We start from the raw sequence: 26,880 nt of genomic DNA, 5'->3' as shown, positions 1-26,880 counted from the left end.
ACGCGCCCGCGCGGGGAAACTTTTCCGCTTTCATCATTATAGCGTTTTGATTCGGGGTAAGTCAATCTTTCCTGGTCTCTTTTCCCCAGAGGCTTGGGGGCGCAAAGCGGCTTACGCAGCCGCAGAGAAGAAATATTTCTTAAACTGGGGCAAAGTGCCCCTTAACCATAATTTCTTCAATTTATTTAGTTTGTCCTCAGGCCGGACGGGCCCATACTTTCGGTCCCGTACGAAAGTATGCAAAGTACGGGTCGGGGGGGACTTCAAACTCCCGTAGGGAGGGCTCCAACCGTCCCCCCCGACGCCCCCCGGCACCTGTCAAAGGGAAAAGCGATGTTCTTAAAGCCCACTGCTTCTCATTGACGACGGGGGCTCCGGAGAGAAAGCCACTGCGTTATTCTAGGGAAGCTGAAATCGACGGCTTACCTTGACTCAAGCTTACTTAAATATATCACTCAGCTTTGAAAAAGATTGCTTTCAATCTATCGATTCCCTGTACGCTTCTAACTAAGAACGCAGGGAAAGAATTGGGAACGTCAAGGAAAAGCACTGCGTTTCAAGAACATTCCCGTTCTTTATGATGGCAGTCGGGGTGTAGGGGGGCGTTTGGAGCTCTTTTTACGGGAATTTGAAGCCCCCCTACATAGTCTTTGCCTACTTTCTGCTATATCAGAAAGTAGGGGCCCGTCCGGCCTGAGGACAGAGAGAAAATTAGAAAAAATAGGGGTTAAGGGGCACCTTGCCCCAAATAAAAATTAGAATTGCTGCGCCGCAACTGTGAAAGCCGCATTTTAAGCGCCCAGATAAAAAAGAAAAAAATAAAAAAAACAAGTTCAAAAACAAGAAAAAAAGAATTTAAGTTGAAATTTATGGAAAGAAGCGGTATACTGTTTCTTGTAAGGCACATAAAAAAGTGCAAAGCAGGGACAAGGTGGTGACACACCTCGCCCCCTGCATACGGAGAACCACCCTCCATACACAGCGGTAAAACCGCGCATTTGCAGGTAATATTATACCTCATTCCCCCTGTTTTGTACAGAGCGGGAAAAAAGGGGCGAAAAAAATTCCTGCTTTTCACGCGCGCCGGTGTATGGAATGAGAATTCCGTACCGGTGCTTTTTTGTGCCCTGTATCGGGCGAAACGCCCGCTCCCGCGTATTTTTTTGGCACGGAACCCGGAAATTTCGTGCCGCCATTCTCTCCGCGGGGGCGGCAACACGCCGCCCGGTACCGGCGGCTTTTCCGTTTTGAGAGGCGGGAAAGTGCAAAGCGCGTGAAAAGGAGTTCTTTGAATCAGGCAGAATTGGGCACGCTCTTATCAGGAGAGGTGCCGCAGGCAGCATGGCTCTCCGTCCTTTTGAAACGGCGGGGCCGCCGACAAAACGACCGCGCGGGCGCAGAAGCGTCCGCGCGGCCTTATTTTCTTTATCTTTGCCCCGTCCGGTCGAGAACGCGGCGGAGCGCCGCCGTCCCGAACGGCGGCAGAATCAGCGTGCCGCGCGTGTCCGGCAAGGTCCCGAACACCGCCTCCGCCCCGCTCCATTCGGGCGGAACCACCACGCGGCGTTCCTCCGTCGAACGGTTCGCCGCGCAGAGCAGGGCGTCCCCGCCGCCGGAACGCACATAGGAAAAAACGTCTCCGTCCGCCGCGACGGGCAGAAAATTTCCGCCGTTCAGGCAGGCGCACCGGGCGCGGAGCTTTCCCAGCGACCGGTACCACCGCGTCAGCTCCCCGTCCTCACGCCCCCATGGGAACGGCGCGCGGTTAAACGGGTCCGCGTACCCCTCCGTTCCCGCTTCGTCGCCGTAGTACAGGCACGGAACGCCCGGCAGGGTGTACTGCAAAAAAGATGCGCAGCGCATCAACGCAAGCCCGCGCGTCCGCTGTTCCGGCGAAAGCCGCGTTTCGCTCTGCCACTGCCGCCCCCGGTTCCGGCGCGGCTCCCCCGCCAGCGCGGTCAGCGCGCGCTCGGTGTCGTGCGTGCCGATGTTGTTCATCAGAACCCGGACAACCTGCGGCGGGTAGTTTTCCAGAACGGACAGAATCGTTTCCATAGACGCCGCTGCGTCGCCGCCGGTCAGGAACCCAAGCACCGCGTTGCGGAACGGATAGTTCATCACGCTGTCGAGCTGTTCCCCCAGCAGGTACCGCCGCCGTTTGCCGTAAGCGATCTTGTTGGAGGCGTCCTCCCAGATTTCGCCCGCCAGCAGCGCTTCCGGATTTTCACGTTTGACCGCTTGCCGCAGAGCGTCCAGAAATTCATCCGGCAGTTCGTCCGCCACGTCCAGCCGCCACCCGGCGGCGCCCGCGCGCAGCCATCTGCGGATGATTCCGTTTTCCCCGCAGATATACTCCCGGTACTCCGGATTTTCCTTGTTCACGTTCGGCAGGGTCGGGAACCCCCACCAGCAGGCGTACTGCTCCGGCCAGCTTTTGAATTGGTACCACGGATAATACGGCGATTTCTTCGACTGGTACGCGCCTGTTCCCGGGTACCGCCCCTGCCGGTTAAAATAGACGCTGTCGCTGCCCGTGTGATTGAACACGCCGTCCAGCAGCACGCGGATTCCCATACTAGCCGCTTCGGCGCAAAGGGCGCGGAAATCCTTTTCCGTGCCCAGCAGCGGGTCGATCTTCGTGTAATCCGCCGTATTGTACCGGTGGTTGGAGTGCGCCTCAAAAACCGGGTTCAGGTACAGGCACGTTACGCCGAGCGATTTCAGATACGGCAGCTTTTCGCGGATGCCCGCAAGGTCGCCGCCGAAGTAGTCGGAATTTGTGACGTTTCCCTGCCCGTCGGGCCGCCAGTCCGGGGATTCGTCCCAGCTTTCGTGCAGCCTGCGGTCCGCCGGAACTCCGGTTTTCGCCTGCCCGGAGGAAAAAAAGCGATCCGGAAAAATCTGATAGATCACCCCGCCCGCAAGCCAGTCCGGCGTTTTGAATTCTTTTTCATACACCGTGAGCTGCCACAGGGCACCGCCGTCGAACACGGCCTCGCCGATCGGCCCGCGCGTCAGGCGCCGGTGGCCGCAGGGCGTTTCCAGTTTAAAATCGTAGAAATAAACGCCCGGCTTTTCGGCTTCAAAATGGCATTCCCACCACTCCGCGCCGTCGCCGTTCATGCCGCACCAGAACAGGCCGCAGGGCTCCTCGCGCCCATCGGCTCCGTTTCGCATGACCAGCTGCGCGCCGGAACAGCCCAGGCCGCGCGGCAGCGTGATTTTAAAGTGCACGCGGGTTCCCGCGGGCACCGCGCCCACAGGGTCCCGGTGCATCGGATTTCTGGAATTAAACATGCCGTTTCCCCTCCGGAACAGGCTTTACGTGCCAGATGTTTTCGGCGTATTCGCGAATCGCGCGGTCCGCGGAGAAAATCCCCGCCTTTGCCGTGTTCACAAGGCACATGCTCCTCCATTGATCCGCGTCCCGATACAGCCGCTCCGACTTGTGCCGCGCCTTGTCGTAGGAGTCGAAATCCGCCAGCACCATGTACGGGTCGGAAGAGAGCAGGGAATTGGAAATGTCGCGGAAATCGACGCCGCAGAAGCCCTTTTCCACCGCGTTCAGCGCGGCTTGCAGCTCCGGATTTTTTTCCGCGAAAGCACGCGGCTGATATCCGGCCTTTTTCCGCTCCTCGGCCTCCTGCGCGTCCATGCCGAACAAAATCATGTTTTCTTCCCCGACCGCGTCGCGGATTTCGACATTCGCGCCGTCCAGCGTGCCGAGCGTCACCGCGCCGTTGATCATGAATTTCATGTTGCCGGTGCCGGAGGCTTCCGTTCCCGCAAGCGAGATCTGCTCGCTGAGGTCCGCAGCGGGCATCAACAGCTCCGCGAGCGTGACCCGGTAATCCTCAAGGTAAACGACCTTCATTTTTTTATTGACCCGCTCGTCGGCGTCGATCGTTTTGCCCAGATCGACGATAAAACGGATGATCTGCTTCGCAAAGTAATAACCGGGGGCCGCCTTTGCGCCGAACAGATAGGTGCGCGGCGTGAACTCCATCTCCGGATTTTCGCATAAGCGGAGATAGTCCGTCAGAATTTGCAGCGCGTTTAAGTGCTGCCGCTTGTATTCGTGCAGGCGCTTGACCTGCACGTCGAAAATCGAATCGGGGTCCAGGTCGGCTCCGTTTTCCCGCTTGACGTACTTTGCCAGACGGATCTTGTTTTCCCGCTTGACCGCCGCCATCTTTTCCAGCACCGCCGGGTCGCTTTTGTATTTCATCAGCTTTTCCAGCTCGGCGGCATCGCGCACAAAGCCGTCGCCGGTCAGCTCGGTTAAAAGCGCCGCAAGGCCGGGGTTTGCCTGGCAGAGCCAGCGCCGGTGGGCGATCCCGTTGGTCACGTTGGTGAATTTTTCAGGCATTTCGGTGTAGAAGTCGTGGAACACGCGGTCTTTTAAAATTTCGGAATGCAGCTTTGAAACGCCGTTCACGCTGTGGCAGGAGGCCACCGCAAGGTTCGCCATTTTGACAAAGCCGTCGTTCCACGGCGCCATGCGGCCCACCTGATACCCGTCCACACCCTTGTTGTGCATTCCGGCGCAGAACCGGCGGTTGATCTCCTCCACGATCTGGTAAATGCGCGGCAGGCGCGACCGGAACAGGTTGATGCCCCAGCATTCGAGTGCCTCCGACATTACGGTATGGTTGGTGTAGGCGAATACATTCTGTACAATTTCCCATGCGGAATCCCATCCGTATCCGCATTCGTCCATCATGACGCGCATCATTTCCGGAATCGCCAGCACCGGGTGCGTGTCGTTCAGATGGATTGCGATGCAGTCGGGCAGATTGTCGAGCGTACGGTTCCGGAACAGGTGGTGCCGGATAATGTCCTGCACGGCGGCCGAAACCAGAAAATACTGCTGCGAAAGGCGCAGGCTCTTGCCCTCCGGATGGTTGTCCTCCGGGTACAGCACCTTTGTGATGGTCTCCGCCATCGCCTTCTGCTCCACGGCGCGCAGGTAATCCCCGCCGTTGAACAGGCTCATGTCGAAGTCCTCGCTGGTCGCCGCCCACAGGCGCAGCCGGCTCACGCCGCGCCCGTCGATGCCGGGGACGTACAAATCGCTCGGCACCGCCATCACCTTTGTGAAATCCTTATGGTTCACCACATGGAACCCGTTGTTCCAGTAGTCGTCGATGCGGCCGTTGAACCGCACCTCCACGCTTTTCTCCGGCTCGCTCCTGAGCCAGATTTTGCCGCCCGGCAGCCAGAAATCCGGCAGCTCCGTCTGCCAGCCGTCCACCAGCTTCTGCCGGAAAATGCCGTATTCGTAGCGCAGCGAATACCCCGTCGCCGGAATCCCCAGCGACGCCATCGCGTCGAGAAAGCAGGCAGCCAGCCTGCCGAGGCCGCCGTTGCCCAGCCCCGCGTCCGGTTCCTGCTCGTACAGCGCGTCCAGATTCAGATTGAGCCCGGCAAGCGCCTTGCGGTAATCCTCTTCCAGTCCCAGATTAAAAAGGCTGTTTTTCAGCGAACGGCCCAGCAGGAATTCCATGCAGAGGTAATAAATATGCTTGGTCTTCGTCTGCTCCGCAAGCTGAATGAATTCGCTGCGCCCCTTTTCCATCCGGTCGCGCACGCAGAGCGCAACCGCCTTGTAGCACTGCTCATCCGTGGCGTTTTTCAAGCTGACCCCGAACACCAGCTCCAGCATACTGTTAACAGACTCCTGGATCTTTCTGATCGGCTGCCGGTAAATCATCGGATTCTTCCTCCTAAAAAGCAGAAGTATTTCTGTATATGATACACCAATTTAATTCTTTTATCAAGGCCAGCGCCCCCAAAGGCAAACACGGTGCAAAACTGCCCGTTTTGCTTATTGCGTCGCGGTTTTTCTACAAAATTTTGCTTTCGGTTTTCAAAGATTTATTGGAAGAGATTTTTTCTCGATATTTATGCAACTTCAACAAATTTTACATTCCCGCCCGTCCGGTTTGGGCGGGTTCCGTTTTTTCCGGCGCGGCGCGCAAAAAGCGGAAAGAAAAAGTGACGAAAATCACTTTCATATTATAGTGAAATAGATTATAATAGGCTATATATCAAACGCGGCTTCATGAAAGGGAATGAATGGATTGAGCAAGAACAGGATCAAACTGAACATCTGCGGCTGTGAATGCGTCATCAGTTCTGAGGACAGCGAGGGTTACATGCGCTCCGTCGGCGACGAGGTTCAGAAGGCCATCGATGCGTTCATGGACCGGAACGAGCGTATTTCCGCCACGATGGCTGCAATCACCGCCGCGTTAAGCTACTGCGACGAGGCCCACAAGGCGGCCGACGCGGCTGAAAATCTGCGCACGCAGATTCGCGATTACCTGGAGGATTCTTCCCACGCGCGTCTGGAGGCGGAGGAATCCCGCAGGGAAATCGAGCGCCTGAAGCGCGAGATCCAGACCCTGCGCTCCCGCCTTTCCGCGGCGGGCGAAGAGGTTCCGGAGGGCGCTCCCGCCGAAAAAGCGCCGCCGATTGCTCCCGGTGCGGACGTGCCCCGCCCGCAGACGGGCAGCTTTTCCCGCGTAACCCCGCAGGAGGACGGCCCGGACCCGGAGGGCTTCATGAGCTTTTTTGAAAAGAAAACCGATGAACCGTAACATGGAGATTCTGGCTCCGGCCGGTTCGCCGGAAAGCCTGACGGCGGCCGTCCGCGCGGGGGCGGATGCCGTTTACCTCGGCGGGGGCCGTTTTTCCGCGCGCGCGGGCGCGAAAAACTTTTCCGACGCGGAGCTGCGGGAGGCCGTCGGGTACTGCCACGCGCGCGGGGTCAAGGTATTCCTTGCGGTCAACACGCTGCTGCTGGACGACGAACTCCCAGCGGCGCTCGATTTCGCGCGATTCGCCTGCTCCCTGCCGGTGGACGCGCTGCTCGTGCAGGATCTGGGGTTCGCGTCCCTTCTGTTCCGGCACGCGCCGGGCCTGAAACTGCACGCCTCCACACAGACAGGCGTCCACACGCCGTCCGGCACAAAGGCGCTGTACGGCCTCGGCTTTACGCGCGTTGTTCTGGCGCGGGAGCTTTCTCTCGCTGAAATCCGGGAGATTCATTCCGCATGCCCGATCGAGCTGGAAACCTTCGTTCACGGCGCTTTGTGCATGTCGGTCAGCGGGCAGTGCTATTTCAGCTCCGTCCTCGGCTCGCGCAGCGGCAACCGGGGCATGTGCGCCCAGCCCTGCCGCCTGCCGTTCGCGGCCCCGGGCGGCACGGGGCACGACCTGAGCCTGAAGGACCTGTCGATGATCCCCCGGCTTTCGGAGCTTTCCGAAGCGGGCGCGGTCTGCGCGAAAATCGAGGGCAGGCTCAAGCGGCCGGAGTACGTCGCCGCCGCCGCTGCCGCCTGCCGCCTTGCGGCGGACGGAAAGCAAATCCCGCCCGAGCTGCTGCAAAGCCTCGGCGCGGTTTTTTCGCGCTCCGGTTTTACCGCCGGCTACCCGGACGGCAAGCGCGGGCGGGAAATGTTCGGCGTCCGTTCGAAGGAAGACGCCGCCGCGGCGACCGGAGAAGTGCTTTCCGGCCTTCGAAATCTTTATTCCAAAGAATTTATGAAAATTCCCGTTGATTTTACTTTGAAAATAAAATATAATAAGCCGATGCAGTTGACGGCCGCCGACCTGAACGGCGGCAAGGCCACCGTTTCCGGGATGGTTCCGGAGCGCGCGGCGCACCGCGCGCTCGACGCCGACCGCTGTTCCGGTCAGCTTCAAAAGACGGGCGGAACTCCGTTTTTCGCGGGCGAGACCCGGGTGGAGCTTGACGAAGGCCTGGCCGTTCCCGTTTCGGAATTGAACCGGATGCGGCGCGAGGCGCTCGACGCCCTTTTGAGCCGCCGCGCCGAACGTCCCGCGATTTCATGGGCGGACTGCGCCGATCCCGGAAAGGAGCCGCACCGAGCTGCTCCTTTCCGGCTGCGCGCCCGCTTTGTCGGCACGGAACTTCCGGAAAACGCCAAAGGGCTGGAGCTTTGCTATGTCCCTTATCGCACGGAGCCGCGCCGCCTTGCAAAACTGCTCGAGGACGGCTTTCCCGCGGCGGTCGAGCTGCCGCGCGGCATGTTCGGCATGGAAAACGCGGTTCGCCGCAGCCTGGAAAACGCAAAGGCGGCGGGAATCAGCCACGTGTGGGCCGGCACGCTCGACGCAGTCCGGCTCGCGCTGGACTGCGGCTTTACCGTCCACGGAGGTTTTTCACTGAACATAACCAATACCCCGGCGCTGGAATCCTACCGCGCCCTCGGCGTCGCCGACGCGGAGCTTTCGTTTGAGCTGACGCTGCGTCAGGCGGCGAAGATCGGCGGCAACACGCCGCGCGGGCTTTTCCTGTACGGCAGGCTTCCGCTGATGCTCTGCCGGAACTGCCCGGCGGCGAATTCGCCAAAGGGCTGCCTTTCCTGCAAAACGCCGCCGGAGCTGACCGACCGACGGGGCGTCAAATTCCCCGTGCAGTGTTACGGCGCGTGCAGCGAGGTGCTCAACTCCGTCCCGCTGTCCCTCGCCGGGCGCGGGAACGACGTGGAGCGAATCGATTTCGGCCTGCTTCGCTTTTCGACGGAATCGGCGGGCGAGACGGAACGGATCATCAACGACACGGAAAACGGAACCGGAGGCGCCGCGGAGCCGAACTCCTTTACGCGGGGGCTGTACTACCGCGGTTTCGCTCCCCGGCGGGAGGATGCATGAAAAAAACGGTAAAAATTAAAAAACTCAGGGAAAACGCGGTGCTGCCAACGCGCGGCAGCGAGGGCGCCGCGGGGCTGGACCTTTACGCCTGCATCGACGAACCGGTTCTGATTGAGCCGCGCGGGCTTTACCGCATTCCGACCGGCGTGGCGGTCGCGCTGCCCGGGCCGGATACCGTCGGGCTCATCTTCGGGCGAAGCGGCCTTGGGGTGAAGCACGGCATTACGCTGTCGAACGCCGTCGGCGTCATTGACAGCGACTACCGCGGCGAGCTGATCGTCGGGATCGTCAATTCGGGGGATGCTTCCTATCTTCTTTCCCCCGGGGAACGGTTCGCCCAGCTGGTCGTGGCGCCGGTTTTTCAGGCGGAGCTTCTGGAAACGGACGACCTGGGCGAGACGGACCGGGGCGACGGCGGGTTCGGCTCCACCGGAAAATAGGCAATTATTGTCGGGGATGTTTTTTTACATGAAAAAGGGTATTCTAAAAACGCTTCTGTTTATCGTCCTGCTGGTTCTGGCGGTCGTATTGGGCAAAGCCGCTTCCGACGCGGCGGCCGGCGTGCGCTTTCTCTCCTTTTTAAGCGCCGGGGCCAGCTTCGGAATTTCACCCGTGAACGTGGACCTGTCCGTTCTCCGCTTTACGTTCGGCATGACCGTGAACCTGCACGTCGCGCAGGCGCTTCTGCTGCTTGCCGCAATTCTGGCGTACAACAGAATCCGCTAAAGAAAATTCATCAAAAGAGATAGGAGTTTCGTTACCATGTTATTGCTTGCATCTTCATCGCCGCGCCGCAGCGAACTGCTGAAAATGGCCGGCTATGAATTTACCGCCGCGCCGGCAAATGTCAGCGAGACCTTTCTGCACGGAACGCCGCCTATGCAGATTGTGGAGCAGCTTGCCACGCGCAAAGCGCAGGCCGTCGCAAAGCAGCACCCGGAGGCCGTGGTTCTTGCCGCCGACACCCTCGTCGTGCTCAAGGGCAGAATCCTCGGCAAGCCGAAGGACGCGGATGCGGCAAAAGCCATGCTGAAGCTTTTGTCCGGCAACGTACATCAGGTTTACACCGGCTATACCGTAATCAGCGGCAAAAAGCTCATCTGCGGCCACGAGTGCACGTCGGTCGAGTTTTACGCGCTTTCGCAACAGGAAATCGACGCCTATGTCGATTCGGGGGAGCCTCTCGACAAGGCCGGGGCCTACGGGATTCAGGGCCGAGGCGCGCTGTTTGTCAAGCGGATCAACGGCGATTACTACAATATCGTCGGCCTGCCGATTTCAAAAATACACCGGATTCTCTCCGGACTGCAGGAAAAAGACGAGTAGCCCGCCGCGGGCACGGAATTCTGGAATTAGATATTGAGAATCTCCGGCATTCGGGTTATAATAAGGAAAGATCGGAGCTTCCGGCACCGCTCCCGGCCCGGATGACTTGAAAGGGGAAAAACAGATGTTTTCAAAGGATATAGGAATTGATCTGGGTACCGCGAATACCCTGGTATTTATGAAGGGAAAAGGAATCGTCATGCGCGAGCCGTCCGTCGTCGCGGTCGACGTCCGTTCGGACACCGTTCTGGCGGTCGGAAAGCAGGCGAAGGAGATGATCGGCCGCACGCCGGGCTCCATTGTCGCCGTACGTCCGATGAAGGACGGCGTCATCGCCGACTTCGACATTACCGCGACGATGCTGAAGCACTTTATCCGCAAGGCGGTAAAGGCGAACGCTTTCTCCAAGCCGCATATCATCATCTGCATCCCCTCCGGCGTTACGGAGGTTGAGCGCCGAGCCGTGGAGGACGCCGCCCGTCAGGCCGGCGCCAATAACGTGGAGCTGATCGAAGAGCCGATGGCCGCCGCCATCGGCGCCGGGCTGCCCGTCTCCGAACCGACCGGCAGCATGGTCGTCGACATCGGCGGCGGCACCGCGGAGGTCGCTGTGATTTCGCTCGGCGACATCGTCACCTCTGTTTCCGTCCGCTGCGCGGGGGACAAGTTTGACGAATCCATCATTTCCTATGTAAAAAAGAAGTACAACCTCCTGATCGGCGAACGCACCTCGGAGGAAATTAAAATCAAGATCGGCTCGGCGTTCCCGACGGAAGACAACGAAGGCGCTTCCGTAGAGATCAAGGGCCGCAATCTGGTCGACGGCCTGCCGAAAAACGTCACCATCAGCGCCGGGGAAGTCCGCGAAGCGCTGAGCGACCCGCTGGCCCTGATCGTCGACGCGATCAAGAGCACGCTGGAAAAGACTCCGCCGGAGCTTTCGGCGGACATCATCGACCACGGCATTATGCTGACCGGCGGCGGCGCGCTGCTGCGCGGGCTGGACCGTCTGGTGGAGCAGGAAACCGGCATGCCGGTCCATGTCGCGGACGACCCGCTGGACTGCGTGGTCAACGGAACCGGCAAACAGCTGGAAATCACCATGCCGTCCTCTTACTACAAGGCGGATAAAAAACGCTGAGTCCGTCAGTCCGATCGCATGCAAGGAGCTGAGCGCATGAAAAAAATGATTCTGATTTTTTCATTTTTGCTTATTTCATTCAACTTTTGTTCTTGCGGAGCCTCCAACTCCTCTGTTTCAACGGCTGAAAACCCGGGCGGAAAAAATTTGTCTACGAAACAGACGGCGGCAAATCCGGCCGATTCGATCAACCAATATATCTCCTACCGCTTGCCGGACACCTTGTCCGACGGAGGTTACAACAAGGAATTAGGCTTTCTGGGCGGCAATCTGTTTTGCCTGAAATCCACCGGAAGCTGCGCTGCCAAAAAAGCATCCGACACCACGCCGCCCGGCTGGAATTCGTACGGCGGAGCCGAGATCTATGACAACCTGGATTGTAAATTCGAAAAGGGACAGCTGATCGACGTCTCGCCGCCATGGAATCATGCCGAGTATTTGACGAAGATGGAGCCTTTGGAGCACTGCGAGGTGCCCGCCGCCATCGTTCAGGTAAGCTTCGACTTATATTCTGCGTCCGAAGCCTCTGAAAAGAATATTGTTGACAAAAACGCGCTGAATTCCACGATGTGGTATGTGTTTTTTTCAAAAGAAGACTGCGGCATAAATTATGCGATATTCCTGAACGCAGAACAGTTCAGCAGGGAAGATACGGTAACGCTGGCTCAGTCCGTAAAATTCTCGGATCAGGCGTTCAATCTGAAGATTCCGCAATCATCATAATCCGGTCATCCAATAATTACCCCCCGGCACAGCCGGGGGGTAATTCCTATGCGGGCAAAACCCTGTTACGCCGACTGCGCCTCAAGGGCGTCCGGGGGCTTCTTACCCTACACAGCCGGGGGGTTTTGAATTACAAAAAGGGCTCCTGCAAAACATAAATTTTGCAGGAGCCCTTCTTTGTTACGGCTTTACCGCGCGGGTCGCGAGATAGGTCGGCGCAAAATCCCGCAGCCTTCCGTTTCCCGGCCGGTCGCGGTCTTCAAAAAGCTCGGTCAGGCGGAACCCGGCTTTCAGCTGGCCGCCGATCTGCTCCTCCATCGTATGGCTGAACTGCAGCCCGTCGTCGTTTTTCATCAGCTCTTCGTAAAGAACCGGATCTTTCAGCGGATTAAACGGCAGCGGATTTTCCACCACCAGGCGGTCGTAGTCGTTGAAAAGAAAATTCAGGCCGTTGCCATCCCCGCGAGAAGAACGCCGCCGTGCTTCAGGACGCGGAAGCACTCGTTCCAAACGGGCTGAACCTCTTCAATGTAGCAGTTGGAAACCGGATGGAAAATCAGGTCGAAGCTTTCGTCGCGGAACGGGAACGGCTTTGTCATGTCTCCCCGGACGATTTCGATGCGGTATCCCTCGCGCTCCGCGACCATCCGCTCGCTTTCCAGCTGGCGGGCGGAATTGTCGAAAATCGTGCACTCGGCTCCCAGTGCCGTAAAAACAGGCATCTGCTGCCCGCCCCCGCTGGCGAGGCCCAGAATTTTCAGCCCCGAAAACGGCGGGAACCACTCCTTCGGGACCGGCCTCACCGGCGTCAGCACCACGTTCCAGTCTCCCTTTCGGGCACGGATAAATTCCTCGTGGGAAACCGGGACGCTCCATTCGTTCCCGTCCTGCGCCCAGCGGTCCCAAGTTTCCGAATTAATCTTTGTATAATTTTCTCTTTGATCCATAAATTATCTCCTTATCGCATCGGTTGCTTTCTATTCCAGAAGCTCCCGCAGCATGCGGGGATACCGGTTTAAAAATTCCTTTGTCACACGGAAATTGTCCGTTTCCTCATATGCGCGGCGGTGAATTCCGTCGGCGGAAAGCTCGTAAATGACGCTGTCCGGGTACGCGGTCAAAATCGGTGAATGCGTCGCGATGATCAGCTGGGATTCTTCTTTCACCAGCTCGTCGATGCGGCAGAGCATCGCGAGCTGCCGCCGGGGCGAGAGCGCGGCCTCCGGCTCGTCGAAAATGTAAAGCCCGTGCCCGCCGAGCCGGTTCATCAGCAGCGCGAAAAAGCTTTCCCCGTGCGATTTTTCATGCAGCGAGCCGCCGTAGCTCCACTTGATCTGCGGACCCATTCCGCCCTCGTCCATTTTTTCAATGCTGGTCGCCACGTTGTAAAAGCTTTCGGCGCGCAGAAAATACCCGTCGCGCGGGTGCCGCACGCCTCTGTACAGCGAAAGGTAGTCGCACAGCTCCGAATGGGAGCGGTAGGTCTCAAAATTGAAATTCCGGCTGCCGCCCTCGGGGTTGAAACCGCAGCAGACGGCCAGCGCTTCCGTCAGCGTTGATTTTCCCGATCCGTTTTCCCCGACTAAAAACGTCACGTTCGGATGCAGCGGCAGTTCCGTCAATGCATGCACCGCCGGGACGGAAAACGGATACCGGTTAAAATCCGGCACCTGATCGCGCCGCAGCACCGCTTTGCTCACATACTGCTCCCGCATGGTAAATTTCCTCCCGCTTCCTAATCAGTACAGCGTTTCCGGGTCGAAGCCCTCCGTTTTCAGCTCCAAAAGCGCCTTTAAATCCTCCGAAAATTCCTTCGCGGTCTGGGTTTCCTTCTGTTCCAGCTCTTCCAGCACTTCAAACTCGAACGCCTGCGGCCCGAATGTGTCCCAGTCCTTTTGCAGCTTCAGGTTCACCGCGCCCCCGGTTGTTTTAGAAAACTCAAATCGGTTCTGAAAGCCCCGCAGATCCGGCGCCGCCGTCAGCAGCATTTTTCCGTTTTTTATATTCCGAACCGCGCAGATTCCGCCGATTTTTTTGCGTTCGCGGTATTCGCTGAGCCGCTCTTTTCGTTCCTGTTTTTCCATCATGGTTCTCCGTTTCCGCGGCGCTTTGCCGCCTTATTTTTTATCATAGGCTATCCGCGCCCGAAAATCAAGCGCGCCCGGCCTCGCAAAAGCTGACGCCTCCCTTTCCCGGCGATTTGTTTTTCTTCTGAAGATTTCCCTTGAAGAAACAGGATCCTCGCGGTATGATGGAGAAAGGGATCCAATCTTTTTCTCGCGCCGTTTCTCGGCGCGCCAGGGGAACCGGGAGGTTATTCATGTCTTCTTTTTTGAAAACAGTTGGTCTTTTGACTCTGCCCGCCTCCGTCGTTTTGCTATTTTTCATGACGGGCAATTTGAATTTTTTCAGCGTGCTGTGTGTTTTTTTGCTGATCACGCTCGGGCTGGCGCTGGTTGAGCTTGGAGATCTGATGGAACGCGTCTCTGCCCTAGAATCGCGCCTTGACCCGCCCCCCGAAAAGCCCGAAGAGGATGACATTCAAAAGGTCGTCTGTCCGAACTGTCATAAAAAATACGACCTGGATTCCCCCAAATGCCCGTATTGCGGAACCAAAAACGAGCTTTGGTAAATTTCGGCCCGGCCTTCCGCTTGACAAGCCGTGATGTTTTTAGTATCATTAAAGGCAGTAATTTAGGAAGGGAGCTGGGAGGATGCGTCATTTTTCCCGCTGATGATGAGTACGCCAATCGGTTTGACAGTCCGGTTTTGTTTGGGCTGTCTTTGTCACCGTGCGGCTGCGGGGAGAATGCGCGTCCGAACCGCTCCGTTTTTGACCGGGGATTTTTCCGTCCGCCGTTTGCGGGGGCGGGATGATTTCTTCCGTTTATTCTGGAGCCGCGGGGTGTAATTTCCCGCGGCTTTCGCGCGTTACCAGGAGGAAATTATGTCTCTGATCCGAATATCAAACCTGACCTTTGCTTATGACGGCAGTCCGGACTGCGTTTTTGAAAACGCGTCGTTCGAATTCGACACCAACTGGAAGCTCGGTCTGATCGGCCGCAACGGGAAGGGCAAAACAACCCTTCTGAATCTTCTGATGGGGAAATACGAGTACCGGGGAACCATTTCCGCGTCCGTCGGGTTCGACTATTTCCCGTTCGAGGTGCCGGACGAATCCAAATCCGCCCTGGAGCTTTTTCACAGTCTTGTTCCGGACTGCGAGGACTGGCGGGCCGAGCGGGAGCTGTCCCTGCTGGACGTTTCGCCAAACGCCGCGGAGCGCCCGTTTTCCACGCTGAGCCGGGGCGAACGGACCAAAATACTGCTGGCGGCGCTCTTTTTAAAAGAAAACCGCTTTCTGCTCATCGACGAACCGACCAGCCACCTTGATCTGGAAGCCCGCGAGCGCACGGCGCGCTATCTGCGCTCCAAAAGCGGATTCCTTCTGGTTTCGCACGACCGCGCGTTTCTGGACGGGTGCGTCGACCACATCCTTTCCATCAACCGCAAAAGCATCGACCTGGAACAGGGGAATTGTTCGTCGTTTCTGGAAAACAAGCGCCTGCGCGACGAATTTGAGCTGGCCGAACACAAAAAGCTGGAGCGGACGGTCAAACGTCTTTCCGACGCCGCCGAGCGAACCTCCGGCTGGTCGGACCGCGTGGAACAGACCAAACACGGCACGCGGAATTCCGGACTGCGCCCCGACCGGGGGTACATCGGCCACAAGTCCGCCAAGATGATGAAGCGGGCAAAATCGACGGAAGCCCGCCGCGAAAAGGCGGTGCGGGAACAGTCGGAGCTGCTGCAAAACCTGGACACGGCCGAAAGCCTGAAAATCCACCCGCTTTCCCCGCCGAACGGGCTTCTGGCCGAGGCGCGGGAACTATGCCTGTATTACGGCAGCCGGAAGGTCTGCGGCCCGGTTTCGTTCCGCCTGTGCGCGGGCGACCGGCTGTTTCTACGCGGACGCAACGGCAGCGGAAAATCGAGCCTGCTGAAACTCTTCACCGGGCAAAAAATTGATTATACCGGCGACTTCCGCTCCGCGCCGTGGCTCGTCGTTTCTCATGTGCCGCAAGAGACAGATTTTCTTCGCGGCACCCTGACGGAGTTTGCCGAATCACGGGGAATCGACCGGACCCTGCTGTTTTCCATTCTGCGCAAGCTGGATTTTTCGCGCGCTCTGTTCGAACAGGACACCGCGGGCTACAGCGAAGGGCAGAAAAAGAAGGTTCTGCTCGCCGCGAGTCTGTGCGAACCGGCTCACCTGTATCTCTGGGACGAACCGCTCAATTACGTCGATCTGCTGTCCCGCGTGCAGCTGGAGGAATTGATCCGCGCGTTTTCACCCACCACGCTTTTCGTCGAGCACGACCGCGCGTTTCAGGAGACCGTTTCCACGGGCTTTGTCGAGCTTTAGCATTTCCTCCGTCTTTTGCCGCATCACAGGGGCTTCCGTTTCAGGGGGCTCCTGTTTTGTTATTCCCGCACCCAGTAACAGGAGCCGTCGTTTTTGCGGTCGAGGAAGCCGTATTCGATCAGCTCGCGGCGAATCGTCACGTAATCGTCGCAGACGCGTTCCAGCAGCCGGTTGACCTCTTTTTCCGTGTATTCCCGCTTTGGGGCGAACAGGGCGCCGAGCTGCCGCAGCACGACGAGCTTTTTCTTTTCTTTCGCCGGGAATTCCTTCAAGCGACCGGCTTCGTCGAAATACGTGCGGAGGATTCTTTCGCTCTCCGCCTCGGTCACCGCGTACCGCAGATCGACCATCGCGGCGCTTTTCGGCACGGGAAGCAGACGGCCCGCGCCCTCCTCCTCCGCGTTGCGCTCCACCAGCCGGTGAATCGCGAGGAAGACCTTCGCCTGGTTCGCTTTTTCGCGCAGCTTGAACCGATGGTTTCGAACGGTCGATTCGCTGCACCCCATCGCCCTTGCCGTCTCCCGGTCGGAACGCTTTTGATACGCGCTCCGGAGGTACTCCTTTTGTATTTCGCTCAGGCCGGTATCCCGTTTGTCCAAATTGATCAGGCAGTCGAACGCGGAGCCGTGTTCCGCCGCGATGTGCTTCCCGATATATTTTCTCGCTTCGTAAAAGGACTCTCCGTCGCGATAAACCGCGCCGTCCTCAAAGCGTTCCCCGCAGATCAGGCAGATATAAAAGCCGTCCCGGTACACAAATCCGGCGGCAAGCTCCTCGACCGACGCGCTCCAAAACAATTCCGTGAGTTCCATTTGAATCCCCCTCCTGCCTTTTATCTTATCACGTTTTATCAAACTTGTAAACACAGTTTATTTTTGTTTGCATATTGACAAACATATTTTTGAATCGTATGATAATTCAAGCTTTGCAACAGAAGGTGAAATCATGCGGAATCTGAAAAAGCACCAAAATTACCTGCTTCTCTGGCAGGGCCAGCTGATTTCTGCGGCGGGGGACGTGATGTATGAAATCGCGCTTGGCTTTTTCCTGCTGCAGGCCTACCGTTCCAGCGCGCTGATGGCGGCGGTCGTCGCCGCCACCGCCGTGCCCGGCCTGATCGCGGCCCCGTTCGCGGGCGTGGTGATCGACCGGTGCAATCAAAAACGGATCCTTGTCCTCGCGGATCTTTCCCGCGGCCTCGTCATGACCGCCGCGGCGCTTTGGACGTTTCTCGGGGGAATTCCGCTGTGGATGTTTTCCCTGACGGGTACCGTTGTCAGCGTAGGCGGGGCTTTCTTCACCCCGTGCATCCGGTCGGTGATGCCGCGCGTGGTGGAAAAAGAGAATTTGATGCGCGCAAATTCCATGATCAGCCTCGCGGGCCGCTTGACGCAGACCGCCGGAAATTCGGCCGGCGGATTTCTTTACGGCTTTCTGGGAGCATGGCCGCTGTTTTTCCTCAACGGTATTTCGTTTCTGGTCTCCGGCGGGCTGTCGCTTTTTTTAACCCTTCCCCCGAAAACAGAAAACGATGCGCCGGAGCCGCCCTCCTTTTTTGAGGAGTTAAAAAGCGGACTCCGGTACACCGTTCATTTCTCCGGTCTGCGGATGATGATTCTGATGGCCTGCTTCCTGAACTTTTTCGGCAGCGGAGCCTCCATCCTGCTTCAGCCGCTGTTTTTAAACACGCCGGGCTACGGAATCCAAAAATACGGGCTTGCGGCGGGCGCCGTCTGCGCCGGAAATCTGTTCGGTATGCTGCTTACCTCCGTTATACGGATTCCGCGCCGGAAGCGGATGGTTTTCTTTCTTTCTTCGGCCTTTGCCGACACCGCCCTCAACGCGCTGTTCCCGTTTTTCGGCGTACGAACCGGAATCCTCCTGCTGTGCGTCGCCGGGATTGGGAATTCCGTCGTCAACATGCTGATTCTCACCTCCGTACAGCAAAGCACCGCGGAGGAGATGCGCGGCAAGGTGTTTTCGCTCATCGCGGTCGGCGGGCAGGGAATCGCCCCGCTCGGCATCGCCGCCGCGGGAGCCGCCGCCGAATGGCTGTGTCCCAGAGATCTGATCTTCGGCTGTTATTTCATCAATCTGCTTCTTTTTCTCTTCTTCGCGTTTCAAAAGCCATTCCGGGAATTTATTCAGTTTGACCTCGAGTTATCCCGTCCCGGCGGTAATTCCGGCTAAATTTCCGGTGATTTTTGCGGCTTTACAGACAGATTACGACTGTCGAAAACTTTTTTCGCAGTAACAATCCCGTTGAGTACCCGGGGAAATCCGGTATACGGAACACATTGGAGAAACGCCTCCACAATTTTTTCCGGCGGCATGCCGACATTCAGCGCCCCGTTAATGTGCACCTCCAGCTGAGGCTCGCAGCCGCCCGCCGTCAGCAGGCTCACAATCGTGATCAGCTCGCGCTCCCACAGGCTCAGCCCCTCTCTGCGGTAAATATCCCCAAACGCGAATTCAATGATGTATTTTCCCAGGTCCGGCGCAATCTCCCGCAGGGAATCGATCACCCGTTTTCCTCCCTCCCCGTCGATTTCGGCCAGCCGTGCGGCGCCGCTTTCATAACGTTTTGTTTCCATTTGTTATTCATCTCCTTTTGCAGTATGATAGAAACATACCACCTGGAGTTTACTCCAGGTCAAGCGAAAAGCGGGAGGAATTTTGATGTCTTATTTGATCGGCGAATTTTCAAGGCTTTCCGGAATCAGCATCGACACCCTGCGTTATTACGAAAAGGAAAAGCTGATTGCCGTGAATCGAAACAGCTCCGGCAGACGAATTTTTACCGATGCCGATCTGCAATGGATTTCTTTTATCAAAAGGTTGAAAGAAACCGGAATGCCGATTCAACAGATCCGGCGCTATGCTTTTTTGCGCGGCCAGGGCGATTCCACCCTGCGGGAGCGGTTGACTCTGCTCAAAAATCACCGTGCGTTCGTTCTGGAGCAAAAAAGGATCTGGGAAGAGCACCTAAGTCACTTAGATCAAAAAATGGAATTCTATGAAAAAAAGATCGCCGCGTCTGAAAAATAGACGCGGCGGTTTTTTGGCTCTTTTAGGTCCGCTCCGAACACTCATCCGGTCCGCCGGTGAACCGGCCGTCCCCTGTCCCGACGTACCGCGCCCAGAAAAGGTACAAGCCAAGACCCGCGGCGCAAAACGCGGCGCTGCAAAGAAACGCCCGGCCCAGTCCGCCGTCCGCCGCCTTTCCAATCGCCGCGTTGACCCCCGCGGAAAAGCCGTCCGTCCCCATGGAATAAACGCTTAAAACGGCGGCGCGGGCAAAGCTTGCGCCGGGCTGGCGATTCTGAACCGTCATCACGGAAGGCCCCAGCAGCGCGGCAGCCGCGCTCAGGGCCGCGACGCAGGCAACCGAAAGCACCGCGCTGCGCGTAACCGCTAAAACGGCGCAGGAAACCGCGGCGGCCACAAACAGCGCGGAGGAAAACGCCGTTTCTCCCAACCGGGCGGAAAGGCGATGGGAAAACGCAGAAGAGAGCGCCGCCCCCTGCACCGCAAGATAGCACAGCCCCATGGTTTCGGTTGCGATTCCACAGCGCAGGTACTGCAGCTGGCTCAGAAACACCGAAACGGTCTGCGCCGTCTGGGTCAGCAGCGCGCACGCGGCCAGATACGGCAGAAACCGCAGGGTTTCCCCGCCGCGCAAACGAAGGAAGCGTACCGTTTGCCTCATTGGGGCATGCTCCGCGCGGGGAACTTCAACCTCCGGTAAGAAAAATGAAAGCAGGGCGGCGGCGCCGTAAACCACCGCGGTCAGCTCGGCGGAGAGATCGAGATTCCCGCCGATCCCAAACGTAAAAACCAGCGCTGCGGCAACAATTCCCAGCGTCGTAAGAGCATGGTAACGACTGAACGCCGCCGCGCTGTCGGTTTCTCCCGCGCAGGCGAAAAGGTAGGCCGAATCACAGCCGGAAAGACCCGCGCACACAACGGAAAGCATCATCCGTTCCACCAGAAACAGCGCACAACCGTCCGCCCGCCAGAAAACCAGCTTGGAGAGAAAGAACAGAATGTTGCAGAAAAAGATGGTTTTCCGGTACCCGATCCGCTCCGCGAGAAACCCCATCGGAATTTCCAGCGCGATCATCACAATCAGGGATATGCTCTCAATCAGCGTGATGTCGAACACACTCAGGCCGCGCTCCACCCGGTACAGCCCCGCGGCGGGCGCGTAAAACACCATGCCCTGCAAAAGGACAATTACAAAATAAATATGAGATTGAAAAGACCGCAAAAAAAGATCCTCCTGTTTCGTTTTTTGGCAGCAAAAGAAAGCCCGTACTCTTTCAGACGAGCCAAATGCGCAAAAAACAAATCAGGTCGGATTTCTCATAAAAGTTCTCCTGTATTTAAAGTACTTCTATTATAATTCTTTCGCATAAAAAGTCAAGAGACGCATTCGCTTGCTTTATTCCCAGTTTTTGTGTAAAATGGAATCACAAGGAAAATCATGGATTTGGAAAGGGGATTTCCAATGAAAAGGCTAACGGTATTCTTTTTGACGGCGGTCTTTTGCCTGGTCGCCGCGGGATGCTCCTCCGGCGCCTCCGCCCCACAGGGCCGGACGAACGCCGTTTCCCCGTCCTCCGCGGCGGAACATTCCGCGGACGCCGCGGGCCTGACGGACGGTACGCAGAAAGCCGCCGCGTCCGGTGCGGAAAGGCCGGCCTCCGACTCCCGCAAGGTGATACAAAGCGCGGAGCTTACGCTCCAAACCGTCCGCTACGACGAGCTGAACGACAAGCTGCAATCGCTCGTCGCATCCTTCGGCGGATACATAGAGAATTCCTCCGTTCAGGGCGACGTCCCCGGCAGCAACGCGCTGCGGAACGCCTCGTACACCCTGCGCGTGCCGTCCGGCAAGCTGCAAAGCTTTCTGCAAAGCGCCGGGGACCTCGGCAATGTGGTCTCCAAAAGCATCAGCGGGCAGGATGTGACACAAAATTACTTTGATGCCGAAACGCGGGTGAAATCCCTGCGCACAGAGCAGGACCGGCTTCTTTCGCTGATGCAGACGGCAGAAAAGATGGACGATATTCTGAAAATCGAGCAGCGCCTGACGGATGTTGAAAACGAAATCGAACAGCTGACCGGGCAGCTCAAGCAGTGGGATTCCCTTGTCAGCCTGTCGACCGTAACCATTAAGATCCGCGAGGTCGCGGAGCTTACCGCGCCCCCGGCAAAAGACTTTGGCGGGCAGATCGGCTCCATCTTTCAATCCTCGCTCAGCGCTTTGGGGGTAACGCTTCGCTACCTGGTTCTCGGCGTCGCCGCGGCCCTTCCGTTCCTCGCCGTTCTGGCCGTGTTCGGCGCGGCGGTGCTCTTCCTGCGCAGGCGGCTTCAAAAGAGGAAGACGCGGAGCGTTCCGCCGTACGATTCCGGCAAATCGGATTCTTCTAATACCAAATAAGGAACAAAAACGCCAGCACGCCGCCGCACAGCGACAGCAAAAACAGCAAAAGGGCCGTCATTGCCGCCGACAGCGACTCCCGCTCCCCGCCGCGCACGGCGGTCAGCAGCCCGATAAACGACAGCAGGATCGTGACCCCCGCCAGAACATTCATATTCTTCTCTCCCTCCGTGCGCCCCCGAATACTTCATCTTACGGCGCAGGAGGAAAAACTATTCGCCCGCCGGGCAAAGAAACGGCGCGGCGCTCCGGAATAAACCGAGATATTTTCCGGGGCGCCGCGCTTCTTATGATCCGATTTTTCTATTTGTTCACAAACTGCATATCCACCAGCGTTTGAAAGGAATAAGAGCCGCTGTAAATGCCGGTCTTTAAAAGCATATCCATGTCTGTGGTCACCGCTTTTTCACTGATGACCCCATCCGGACTCCAGAGATGATCCGCATAGGCACGGTCGAGAGAAGCCTTAATTTCATCTTCCGATAAAGTTGGGAACTCCTGTTTCAGAACCTTTTTCGCCATCTCGTGGTCGTCCTGAACGGCTTTCAGGGCTTTTTTCATCGCGCTTACAAACTTTTGAACGGTTTCGGAGTCCTTGTCGATGGTCGATTTCTTCACGCTGATCACAGAATAGGAGAAATCGCCGAGATCGGTAAATTTATAGAACGGCTCGCCCCAGATTCCTTTCGAGATTCCCTCGCAGATCTGCGGCTCCGCGCCGTTTCCAACGTCCCCGTTGCCGTTTTGCAGCATGGCGACCACGGTGGACGCGTCCGCGTTTTCAATCAGGTGCACATCCTTTTCGGGGTCGAGGCCCAGGTTGATGAGCAGGTACCGCGTCAGCAGGTTCGGGCTTCCGCCGTGGCGTCCCGCGACGATGGTCTTTCCCTTCAAAAACTCTTTCAGGTCCGCTTCGCTGCCGCTTTTGGGAACCATCCCCGTCTTTGCAAACAGATACACATTCGCGCGGTTGACGCAGTTGCAAACCGCCGTGATGGGGTCCGAATTGTTCTTGTTGCCGAGCGCGATGGAATCGACTCCGCCGATTACGCCCCAGGCGTCCCCGCTGACGACCGCCGTCACATGGGTTCCGCCGGTTGCCTGAATCACTTTGACGTCCAGCCCCTGGTCTTTAAAATACCCCTCGTGCTGCGCGACGTACAGCGGCAGGTAGCCGCTTAAATGCACGGGCTCCGCAATCACCAGCTTTTTCAGCTCCGTACTGCCTCCCTGAGTCTGCATGGAGGGCGAACATCCCGTCAGCAGCGCGGCCGTCAGGCCGACCGCCGCCGCCAAAATCTTCCTCCCTGTGGAACGCATCCACTTTTGTTTCATATTGTTTTCCCTCCGTAAAAAATATTTATGAGGAAATGATCGCCAGTCGTTTGGACAACCATTTTTCCAGAAGGATGACTCCCCAGTACATCAGCATGGAAAGGATGGATAGGACGAACACGCCCACCCAGACCAGGTTAATATCGAGAATCGTGCCCGCATAGATGATCATGCGGCCCACGCCCTGCTCGGAAGAGATGAACTCGCCCACGATGGAACCGGCCAGCGCCAGCGCGATGTTGATTCGCAGGCTGGAGATGATCCACGGCATCGACCACGGCACGACGACTTTCGTAAACACCTGCCGCCGTTTGGCGCCGAGGGATACCATCAGCGTTTCCAGCGCGGGGTCCACGCTTTTCACTCCGCCGTAGGCGGAAATCGCGCTGGTCACCACCGTCATCAGAAAAGCGAGGACGGCCTTGGAAAAAAAACCGATGCCAAACAAAATGACCAGCACCGGGCCCAGAGCCAGTTTGGGCAGAGCGTTCAGAATAATCAGAAACGGCTCGCTGATTCCCGCGTAGGTTTTCGACCACCAGAACGACAGGCCCAGCAGGGCGCCGGTCAGGGTTCCGGTCACAAAGCCGATAACCGTGGAGCCGGAGGTATAAACAATATCACGAAGGAGGGTGCCTTCGGTCAGCTGCACCCAGGCTGTTTTCAGAATTTCGCTCGGACTGCTCCAATAATAGGGGTCCATCCAGCCGATACGCGTAAAAAGCTCCCAGCCGGCAAACAGAAAGATGCCCACCAGAATTCTTCCGGCGAGCACCCGCCGCCTGCGCTTTTTGTCCTGTAATTCTCCGTCATAGGTTTCGATGGAGCGCGCCGCGTCGTCTTCCTCTTTTTTCGGGGATTCCCGTTCCGCCGGACGTACCGCGCCGCAATAGCTTTCCTGATTGTAAGCATCCATTGCCCTCACTCCCGTCCCTAAGAAATTTCCTCCGCCGGGTCCCGCTCTTCAGAAAGCAGTTCCAGCAGATGATGTTTCAGCTCCATAAACCGTTCGGTCGTCAGGTCCTCCGGTTTTCTCGGCCGTTCGATGGGCACCGCGATTTTCGCGCGGACACGCCCCGGCCGTGCCGAAAAAACATAAACATCGTCGGAAAGATAGACGGCCTCGTCGATATCGTGCGTGACAAAAAGAACCGTTTTGCCGAAGTCCTTCCAGATTTCCAAAAGCCAGTTCTGCATGGAAAGCCTGGTCTGGGCGTCCAGCGCGCCGAACGGTTCATCCAGAAGCATAATATCGCGGTCGTAAAGCAGGGTACGCAGCAGCGCGGCACGCTGCCGCATTCCGCCCGAGAGTTCGTTCGGGTAATGGCTGTCAAAGCCTTTCAGTCCGTATTTTTCCATTAACGGGAGGGCCCGTTCCACGGCCTTTGCGCGCGGTTCGCCGCGGATTTCAAGCCCAAGAATAATATTGTCCAGAATCGTACGCCAGGGAAGAAGTAAGTCTTTTTGCAGCATATAGCCGACCGTGCCGGCCCTGCAGACGATGCTCTGCCCGTCGACGGTAACGTCCCCGGTCGTCGGCGGCATCAGCCCGGCGATAATATTGAACAGGGTCGATTTTCCGCAGCCGGAAGGGCCGATGATGCTTGCAAAGCGCCCTTCCCGGACAGCGAGATTCGTCTCCGCGAGGGCGGCCACGTTTTTGCCGTCCCTGCGAAAGATTTTACTGACCCCGATCACCTCGATTTTGCAGGATTCGCTCATTCTAAAACTCTTCCTTTCTTGAACTGATTACACATACAGCTCCGCCGCTGATTTTTGGCGGACTGCGGTACCGGCTCTTTCCGATTAAAGCTCCGGCAGTTCATTCAGACAGGCTTCTACATCGCGGTCAAGGCATAGGATGGTGCCGGAATACTCCGACGCCGCGTCGTAGTCCTTGAAGACGGCGATTACTTTCAGATGAAATTGCTGTTCAATCGCTGATTTAATCTGTTTTTTAAACACCTGCGTCAGCAGGTGGTCCATATACTCGGTCGTTCCGGAATAACTGTCGTCCAGAAGCTTTAAAGCGGGGATCCGGGTGTTCAGGGAAAGGATAATAATTTTGTTCCCAGTGAATTCGACATTCTGCTGCCTGACGCCGGTATTGAAAATCCGCCTGTTAACATTGTTGTAAACCTTCAGAATTTCCTGCTTAAACGTACCCGCGACCATGGCGCTCCCTCCCTTCCGAACCTCCGTCCGGAACCCCTTGATTCCTGTTAGATATTGTCCCTGAAAAAAAAAGACGCTTTAAGGTGAACCTTAAAGCGTCTTTCCTCTTTGCGTTCCCACCGCAGTTTCCTGCTTCTTGCACATCTACTACCATAATAGATTGGTCCGGGAAAAATGACACCAAAACAAACGAATATTAAGTTCCCAACGGGCGCAGTGCGCCCGTCAGACCAAGGCGTTCCACCCGGGCACGGATCCGCTCCGGATCGGCGCATTCAAGGCCCAGCTGTTCCAAACGTTCATACAGCACAGACCCCGAGAACGTGTATTTCATGGAAAGCCCGCGCGGCGTTTTCATCTGTTCCCGCACAAAGGCAATCGCCTCCCCGCAGGCAAGCTGACGGGGAAGCGTCAGCGGCTCGTTTCCTCCCGCCAGCCGCGCGGCGTTGTACCCCGCGAGCGTCCCGGTGACAATCGCCTCCGTGTGACCGACCAGCAGCCCTGCTTTTTCTCCCGCGCAGAACAGATTTTTCGTCCCGCGCACCAGAAGGGAATCGCCGCGCGGGGCCATCGCCAGAAAGCGGACGGAATTTCCGCGCCCGCCCGCGTACGGGTCGGCGTACCGCGCGTTTTCAAAACCCGGAACCCGGCGCAGCTTCTGCAGATTGAAGTAAGGGGTCATCAGCTTGGCATGGCCCGTGTCGAGCAAAATCAGGTTTTTCCGGTACTCCGGCAGCGCGTACTGCTGGCAGGCCTTTTTCGCAAGGTGGTCCTCCACAAGCTCCTCCGGCAGCGGAACCACCGCCACGCCGGTCCTTTCAAGCCGTTCCACCAGGGAAGGCGCGAGCGATTCCTTCAGCAGCTTGCATGCTCCGCTCATCGCCCCGGTTCCTCCGGAAGCGTTTTTTCCCTGGATTTCGGAAACGCCCGCGAGGGCGGTGAGGCTGATTCTTCCGCCGAAGCTCGGGCACCGCAGGACGCACATCGCGCAGCCGTTGCCGTAGCTCCGGCAGTTGCCCTGCGGCCCGGCGGAACCGGTCGCGTCGACGAACACGTCGCCGTCAAAAACGCGGCCCGCGCCGTCCTTCACGCTCCGCACCGCCCCGTCCGAAACCTCCGCTTTTTCCACGCGCGACTGGTATTCGACCCGAATGCCGAGTTCCTCAAGATACCGGCTGACCGCGGCCGGCGTCAGCGCAATATCATACAGGGTCGCGTGCCGGTGCCCCGGAAAATCGACGTTGCGGTGCCGGGCGCACTCGTCGGTGATGCGAAACAGCTCGCCGCCGCCAAGCGCCGAACATTCCTCCTGCGCCGCGAAACGCCCGTTGTTGCGCATGATTCCGCCGACCAGACCCGTGCCGAGCAGCATATCCGTCCGTTCCAGCAGCACGGCCTCCAGCCCGCATTTTACCGCGGATACAGCCGCCGCGCAGCCGGCCCATCCGCCGCCCGCGATGACCGCCCGTTTTTTCCGTTCCATCCCGGCCTCCCCTTTCCGAACGCGCCTGCGCGCGTATCAACAGATTTATGATGCGCAGCCGGCGCGGAATTGATACGCTTTTGCCCCCAGGGAATTGCAGGCGCGGCGGGACCTTTTTTTGCAGGCTTCCGCGCGCGAATTCA

Annotated in this window: 27 protein-coding genes; 12 read left to right on the top strand and 15 right to left on the bottom strand. The window is 57.7% G+C overall.

The window, feature by feature from the left end:
- Positions 1–1,425: 1,425 nt before the first annotated feature.
- Complete coding sequence (locus CAFE_RS08695; RefSeq protein ID WP_156990366.1) at positions 1,426–3,297, bottom strand: glycoside hydrolase family 13 protein; 1,872 nt, start codon at positions 3,295–3,297, stop codon at positions 1,426–1,428.
- The gene (locus tag CAFE_RS08690; RefSeq protein ID WP_156990365.1) at positions 3,290–5,713 is read right to left on the bottom strand and encodes a glycogen/starch/alpha-glucan phosphorylase; all 2,424 of its coding nucleotides are present in this window, start codon (positions 5,711–5,713) and stop codon (positions 3,290–3,292) included. Before CAFE_RS08690 ends, CAFE_RS08695 begins: the two co-directional genes overlap by 8 nt.
- Before the next feature lie 370 nt (positions 5,714–6,083).
- On the opposite strand from CAFE_RS08690, the gene CAFE_RS08685 reads away from it, so the two are divergent.
- The 7 genes from CAFE_RS08685 to CAFE_RS08655 all read left to right on the top strand — a co-directional run bounded on the left by CAFE_RS08685 (position 6,084) and on the right by CAFE_RS08655 (position 11,872).
- On the top strand, positions 6,084–6,602 hold the full coding sequence (locus CAFE_RS08685) for a cell division protein ZapA (RefSeq protein ID WP_066645698.1): 519 nt from the start codon (positions 6,084–6,086) through the stop codon (positions 6,600–6,602).
- Positions 6,592–8,682: a peptidase U32 family protein gene (locus CAFE_RS08680; protein WP_233452757.1), complete on the top strand. Its 2,091-nt coding sequence runs from the start codon at positions 6,592–6,594 to the stop codon at positions 8,680–8,682. Before CAFE_RS08685 ends, CAFE_RS08680 begins: the two co-directional genes overlap by 11 nt.
- The gene (dut, locus tag CAFE_RS08675; RefSeq protein ID WP_066645697.1) at positions 8,679–9,122 is read left to right on the top strand and encodes a dUTP diphosphatase; all 444 of its coding nucleotides are present in this window, start codon (positions 8,679–8,681) and stop codon (positions 9,120–9,122) included. Before CAFE_RS08680 ends, dut begins: the two co-directional genes overlap by 4 nt.
- Before the next feature lie 28 nt (positions 9,123–9,150).
- Positions 9,151–9,408 carry a DUF4321 domain-containing protein gene (locus CAFE_RS08670; protein ID WP_066645867.1) on the top strand — a complete coding sequence of 86 codons (258 nt, stop codon included), beginning with the start codon at positions 9,151–9,153 and terminating at the stop codon, positions 9,406–9,408.
- A gap of 36 nt (positions 9,409–9,444) precedes the next feature.
- Entirely contained in the window at positions 9,445–10,008 is a 564-nt protein-coding gene (locus tag CAFE_RS08665) for a Maf family protein (RefSeq protein WP_066645695.1), read from the top strand.
- A gap of 124 nt (positions 10,009–10,132) precedes the next feature.
- Complete coding sequence (locus CAFE_RS08660; RefSeq protein WP_066645693.1) at positions 10,133–11,149, top strand: rod shape-determining protein; 1,017 nt, start codon at positions 10,133–10,135, stop codon at positions 11,147–11,149.
- Positions 11,150–11,296: 147 nt separating this feature from the next.
- Positions 11,297–11,872 (top strand): hypothetical protein, encoded by a 576-nt coding sequence (locus tag CAFE_RS08655; protein ID WP_139104070.1) that lies wholly within the window; start codon positions 11,297–11,299, stop codon positions 11,870–11,872.
- Between the two features lie 180 nt (positions 11,873–12,052).
- Here CAFE_RS08655 and CAFE_RS20475 read toward each other — a convergent pair whose 3' ends face one another.
- Genes CAFE_RS20475 through CAFE_RS08640 form a run of 4 tightly spaced genes read right to left on the bottom strand, consistent with a single transcriptional unit; the run spans position 12,053 to position 13,959 of the window.
- A complete protein-coding gene (locus CAFE_RS20475) occupies positions 12,053–12,382 on the bottom strand; it encodes a hypothetical protein (RefSeq protein WP_321173059.1) in 330 nt (109 codons plus the stop codon).
- On the bottom strand, positions 12,316–12,819 hold the full coding sequence (locus CAFE_RS08650) for a class I SAM-dependent methyltransferase (protein WP_321173058.1): 504 nt from the start codon (positions 12,817–12,819) through the stop codon (positions 12,316–12,318). Before CAFE_RS08650 ends, CAFE_RS20475 begins: the two co-directional genes overlap by 67 nt.
- A 30-nt stretch (positions 12,820–12,849) precedes the next feature.
- Positions 12,850–13,587 carry an AAA family ATPase gene (locus CAFE_RS08645; RefSeq protein ID WP_156990364.1) on the bottom strand — a complete coding sequence of 246 codons (738 nt, stop codon included), beginning with the start codon at positions 13,585–13,587 and terminating at the stop codon, positions 12,850–12,852.
- A 24-nt stretch (positions 13,588–13,611) separates the two neighbouring features.
- Positions 13,612–13,959 carry a GIY-YIG nuclease family protein gene (locus CAFE_RS08640; RefSeq protein WP_156990363.1) on the bottom strand — a complete coding sequence of 116 codons (348 nt, stop codon included), beginning with the start codon at positions 13,957–13,959 and terminating at the stop codon, positions 13,612–13,614.
- A gap of 233 nt (positions 13,960–14,192) precedes the next feature.
- On the opposite strand from CAFE_RS08640, the gene CAFE_RS08635 reads away from it, so the two are divergent.
- Both CAFE_RS08635 and abc-f read left to right on the top strand, forming a co-directional pair.
- Positions 14,193–14,504, top strand: a complete 312-nt coding sequence (locus CAFE_RS08635) for a hypothetical protein (protein ID WP_156990362.1) — start codon at positions 14,193–14,195, stop codon at positions 14,502–14,504.
- A gap of 315 nt (positions 14,505–14,819) precedes the next feature.
- Positions 14,820–16,298, top strand: a complete 1,479-nt coding sequence (abc-f, locus tag CAFE_RS08630) for a ribosomal protection-like ABC-F family protein (protein ID WP_156990361.1) — start codon at positions 14,820–14,822, stop codon at positions 16,296–16,298.
- Between the two features lie 59 nt (positions 16,299–16,357).
- Here the strand turns inward: abc-f and CAFE_RS08625 are convergent, their stop codons facing one another.
- Positions 16,358–17,110: a DUF2087 domain-containing protein gene (locus CAFE_RS08625; protein WP_156990360.1), complete on the bottom strand. Its 753-nt coding sequence runs from the start codon at positions 17,108–17,110 to the stop codon at positions 16,358–16,360.
- Positions 17,111–17,243: 133 nt separating this feature from the next.
- On the opposite strand from CAFE_RS08625, the gene CAFE_RS08620 reads away from it, so the two are divergent.
- On the top strand, positions 17,244–18,488 hold the full coding sequence (locus CAFE_RS08620) for an MFS transporter (RefSeq protein WP_156990359.1): 1,245 nt from the start codon (positions 17,244–17,246) through the stop codon (positions 18,486–18,488).
- Here the strand turns inward: CAFE_RS08620 and CAFE_RS08615 are convergent.
- Positions 18,485–18,892, bottom strand: coding sequence for a carboxymuconolactone decarboxylase family protein (locus tag CAFE_RS08615; RefSeq protein WP_066645675.1), 408 nt, complete (start codon positions 18,890–18,892; stop codon positions 18,485–18,487). The two genes, CAFE_RS08620 and CAFE_RS08615, sit on opposite strands and share 4 nt — an antisense overlap.
- 85 nt (positions 18,893–18,977) lie before the next feature.
- On the opposite strand from CAFE_RS08615, the gene CAFE_RS08610 reads away from it, so the two are divergent.
- Positions 18,978–19,346 carry a MerR family transcriptional regulator gene (locus tag CAFE_RS08610; RefSeq protein ID WP_066645674.1) on the top strand — a complete coding sequence of 123 codons (369 nt, stop codon included), beginning with the start codon at positions 18,978–18,980 and terminating at the stop codon, positions 19,344–19,346.
- A 22-nt stretch (positions 19,347–19,368) separates the two neighbouring features.
- On the opposite strand, the gene CAFE_RS08605 is transcribed toward CAFE_RS08610, so the two are convergent.
- Positions 19,369–20,568, bottom strand: coding sequence for an MFS transporter (locus tag CAFE_RS08605; protein ID WP_156990358.1), 1,200 nt, complete (start codon positions 20,566–20,568; stop codon positions 19,369–19,371).
- Between the two features lie 240 nt (positions 20,569–20,808).
- On the opposite strand from CAFE_RS08605, the gene CAFE_RS08600 reads away from it, so the two are divergent.
- The gene (locus CAFE_RS08600) at positions 20,809–21,744 is read left to right on the top strand and encodes a DUF4349 domain-containing protein (protein WP_166525098.1); all 936 of its coding nucleotides are present in this window, start codon (positions 20,809–20,811) and stop codon (positions 21,742–21,744) included.
- Here the strand turns inward: CAFE_RS08600 and CAFE_RS08595 are convergent.
- The 6 genes from CAFE_RS08595 to CAFE_RS08570 all read right to left on the bottom strand — a co-directional run bounded on the left by CAFE_RS08595 (position 21,731) and on the right by CAFE_RS08570 (position 26,737).
- The gene (locus tag CAFE_RS08595; protein ID WP_156990356.1) at positions 21,731–21,898 is read right to left on the bottom strand and encodes a hypothetical protein; all 168 of its coding nucleotides are present in this window, start codon (positions 21,896–21,898) and stop codon (positions 21,731–21,733) included. The two genes, CAFE_RS08600 and CAFE_RS08595, sit on opposite strands and share 14 nt — an antisense overlap.
- A gap of 149 nt (positions 21,899–22,047) precedes the next feature.
- Complete coding sequence (locus CAFE_RS08590; RefSeq protein ID WP_156990355.1) at positions 22,048–23,079, bottom strand: ABC transporter substrate-binding protein; 1,032 nt, start codon at positions 23,077–23,079, stop codon at positions 22,048–22,050.
- Between the two features lie 25 nt (positions 23,080–23,104).
- Complete coding sequence (locus tag CAFE_RS08585; RefSeq protein WP_066645668.1) at positions 23,105–23,995, bottom strand: ABC transporter permease; 891 nt, start codon at positions 23,993–23,995, stop codon at positions 23,105–23,107.
- A gap of 17 nt (positions 23,996–24,012) precedes the next feature.
- Positions 24,013–24,801, bottom strand: coding sequence for an ABC transporter ATP-binding protein (locus tag CAFE_RS08580; RefSeq protein WP_066645666.1), 789 nt, complete (start codon positions 24,799–24,801; stop codon positions 24,013–24,015).
- Positions 24,802–24,885: 84 nt separating this feature from the next.
- A complete protein-coding gene (locus CAFE_RS08575) occupies positions 24,886–25,254 on the bottom strand; it encodes a Na-translocating system protein MpsC family protein (protein ID WP_066645664.1) in 369 nt (122 codons plus the stop codon).
- Positions 25,255–25,450: 196 nt separating this feature from the next.
- Positions 25,451–26,737, bottom strand: a complete 1,287-nt coding sequence (locus CAFE_RS08570; protein WP_156990354.1) for an FAD-dependent oxidoreductase — start codon at positions 26,735–26,737, stop codon at positions 25,451–25,453.
- Between the last annotated feature and the right edge of the window lie 143 nt (positions 26,738–26,880).

It is taken from the genome of Caproicibacter fermentans, from assembly GCF_009746625.1.
In the GTDB taxonomy this organism is placed as follows: Bacteria; Bacillota; Clostridia; order Oscillospirales; family Acutalibacteraceae; genus Caproicibacter; species Caproicibacter fermentans.
The sequence above is the reverse complement of the archived record's forward strand: the minus strand, read 5'-3'. Positions and strand labels throughout refer to the sequence as shown.

What these genes read in the sequence shown, in the direction of transcription:
- CAFE_RS08590 (WP_156990355.1), bottom strand. Translation starts at nt 23,079, where the DNA reads ATGAAACAAAAGTGGATGCGTTCCACAGGGAGGAAGATTTTGGCGGCG.
- abc-f (WP_156990361.1), top strand. Translation starts at nt 14,820, where the DNA reads ATGTCTCTGATCCGAATATCAAACCTGACCTTTGCTTATGACGGCAGT.
- CAFE_RS08570 (WP_156990354.1), bottom strand. Translation starts at nt 26,737, where the DNA reads ATGGAACGGAAAAAACGGGCGGTCATCGCGGGCGGCGGATGGGCCGGC.
- CAFE_RS08575 (WP_066645664.1), bottom strand. Translation starts at nt 25,254, where the DNA reads ATGGTCGCGGGTACGTTTAAGCAGGAAATTCTGAAGGTTTACAACAAT.
- CAFE_RS08615 (WP_066645675.1), bottom strand. Translation starts at nt 18,892, where the DNA reads ATGGAAACAAAACGTTATGAAAGCGGCGCCGCACGGCTGGCCGAAATC.
- CAFE_RS08645 (WP_156990364.1), bottom strand. Translation starts at nt 13,587, where the DNA reads ATGCGGGAGCAGTATGTGAGCAAAGCGGTGCTGCGGCGCGATCAGGTG.
- CAFE_RS08640 (WP_156990363.1), bottom strand. Translation starts at nt 13,959, where the DNA reads ATGATGGAAAAACAGGAACGAAAAGAGCGGCTCAGCGAATACCGCGAA.
- CAFE_RS08660 (WP_066645693.1), top strand. Translation starts at nt 10,133, where the DNA reads ATGTTTTCAAAGGATATAGGAATTGATCTGGGTACCGCGAATACCCTG.
- CAFE_RS08610 (WP_066645674.1), top strand. Translation starts at nt 18,978, where the DNA reads ATGTCTTATTTGATCGGCGAATTTTCAAGGCTTTCCGGAATCAGCATC.
- CAFE_RS08595 (WP_156990356.1), bottom strand. Translation starts at nt 21,898, where the DNA reads ATGAATGTTCTGGCGGGGGTCACGATCCTGCTGTCGTTTATCGGGCTG.
- CAFE_RS08620 (WP_156990359.1), top strand. Translation starts at nt 17,244, where the DNA reads ATGCGGAATCTGAAAAAGCACCAAAATTACCTGCTTCTCTGGCAGGGC.
- CAFE_RS08600 (WP_166525098.1), top strand. Translation starts at nt 20,809, where the DNA reads ATGAAAAGGCTAACGGTATTCTTTTTGACGGCGGTCTTTTGCCTGGTC.
- CAFE_RS08585 (WP_066645668.1), bottom strand. Translation starts at nt 23,995, where the DNA reads ATGGATGCTTACAATCAGGAAAGCTATTGCGGCGCGGTACGTCCGGCG.
- CAFE_RS08665 (WP_066645695.1), top strand. Translation starts at nt 9,445, where the DNA reads ATGTTATTGCTTGCATCTTCATCGCCGCGCCGCAGCGAACTGCTGAAA.
- CAFE_RS08690 (WP_156990365.1), bottom strand. Translation starts at nt 5,713, where the DNA reads ATGATTTACCGGCAGCCGATCAGAAAGATCCAGGAGTCTGTTAACAGT.
- CAFE_RS08580 (WP_066645666.1), bottom strand. Translation starts at nt 24,801, where the DNA reads ATGAGCGAATCCTGCAAAATCGAGGTGATCGGGGTCAGTAAAATCTTT.
- CAFE_RS08635 (WP_156990362.1), top strand. Translation starts at nt 14,193, where the DNA reads ATGTCTTCTTTTTTGAAAACAGTTGGTCTTTTGACTCTGCCCGCCTCC.
- CAFE_RS08625 (WP_156990360.1), bottom strand. Translation starts at nt 17,110, where the DNA reads ATGGAACTCACGGAATTGTTTTGGAGCGCGTCGGTCGAGGAGCTTGCC.
- CAFE_RS08650 (WP_321173058.1), bottom strand. Translation starts at nt 12,819, where the DNA reads ATGGATCAAAGAGAAAATTATACAAAGATTAATTCGGAAACTTGGGAC.
- CAFE_RS08670 (WP_066645867.1), top strand. Translation starts at nt 9,151, where the DNA reads ATGAAAAAGGGTATTCTAAAAACGCTTCTGTTTATCGTCCTGCTGGTT.
- CAFE_RS08695 (WP_156990366.1), bottom strand. Translation starts at nt 3,297, where the DNA reads ATGTTTAATTCCAGAAATCCGATGCACCGGGACCCTGTGGGCGCGGTG.
- dut (WP_066645697.1), top strand. Translation starts at nt 8,679, where the DNA reads ATGAAAAAAACGGTAAAAATTAAAAAACTCAGGGAAAACGCGGTGCTG.
- CAFE_RS08680 (WP_233452757.1), top strand. Translation starts at nt 6,592, where the DNA reads ATGAACCGTAACATGGAGATTCTGGCTCCGGCCGGTTCGCCGGAAAGC.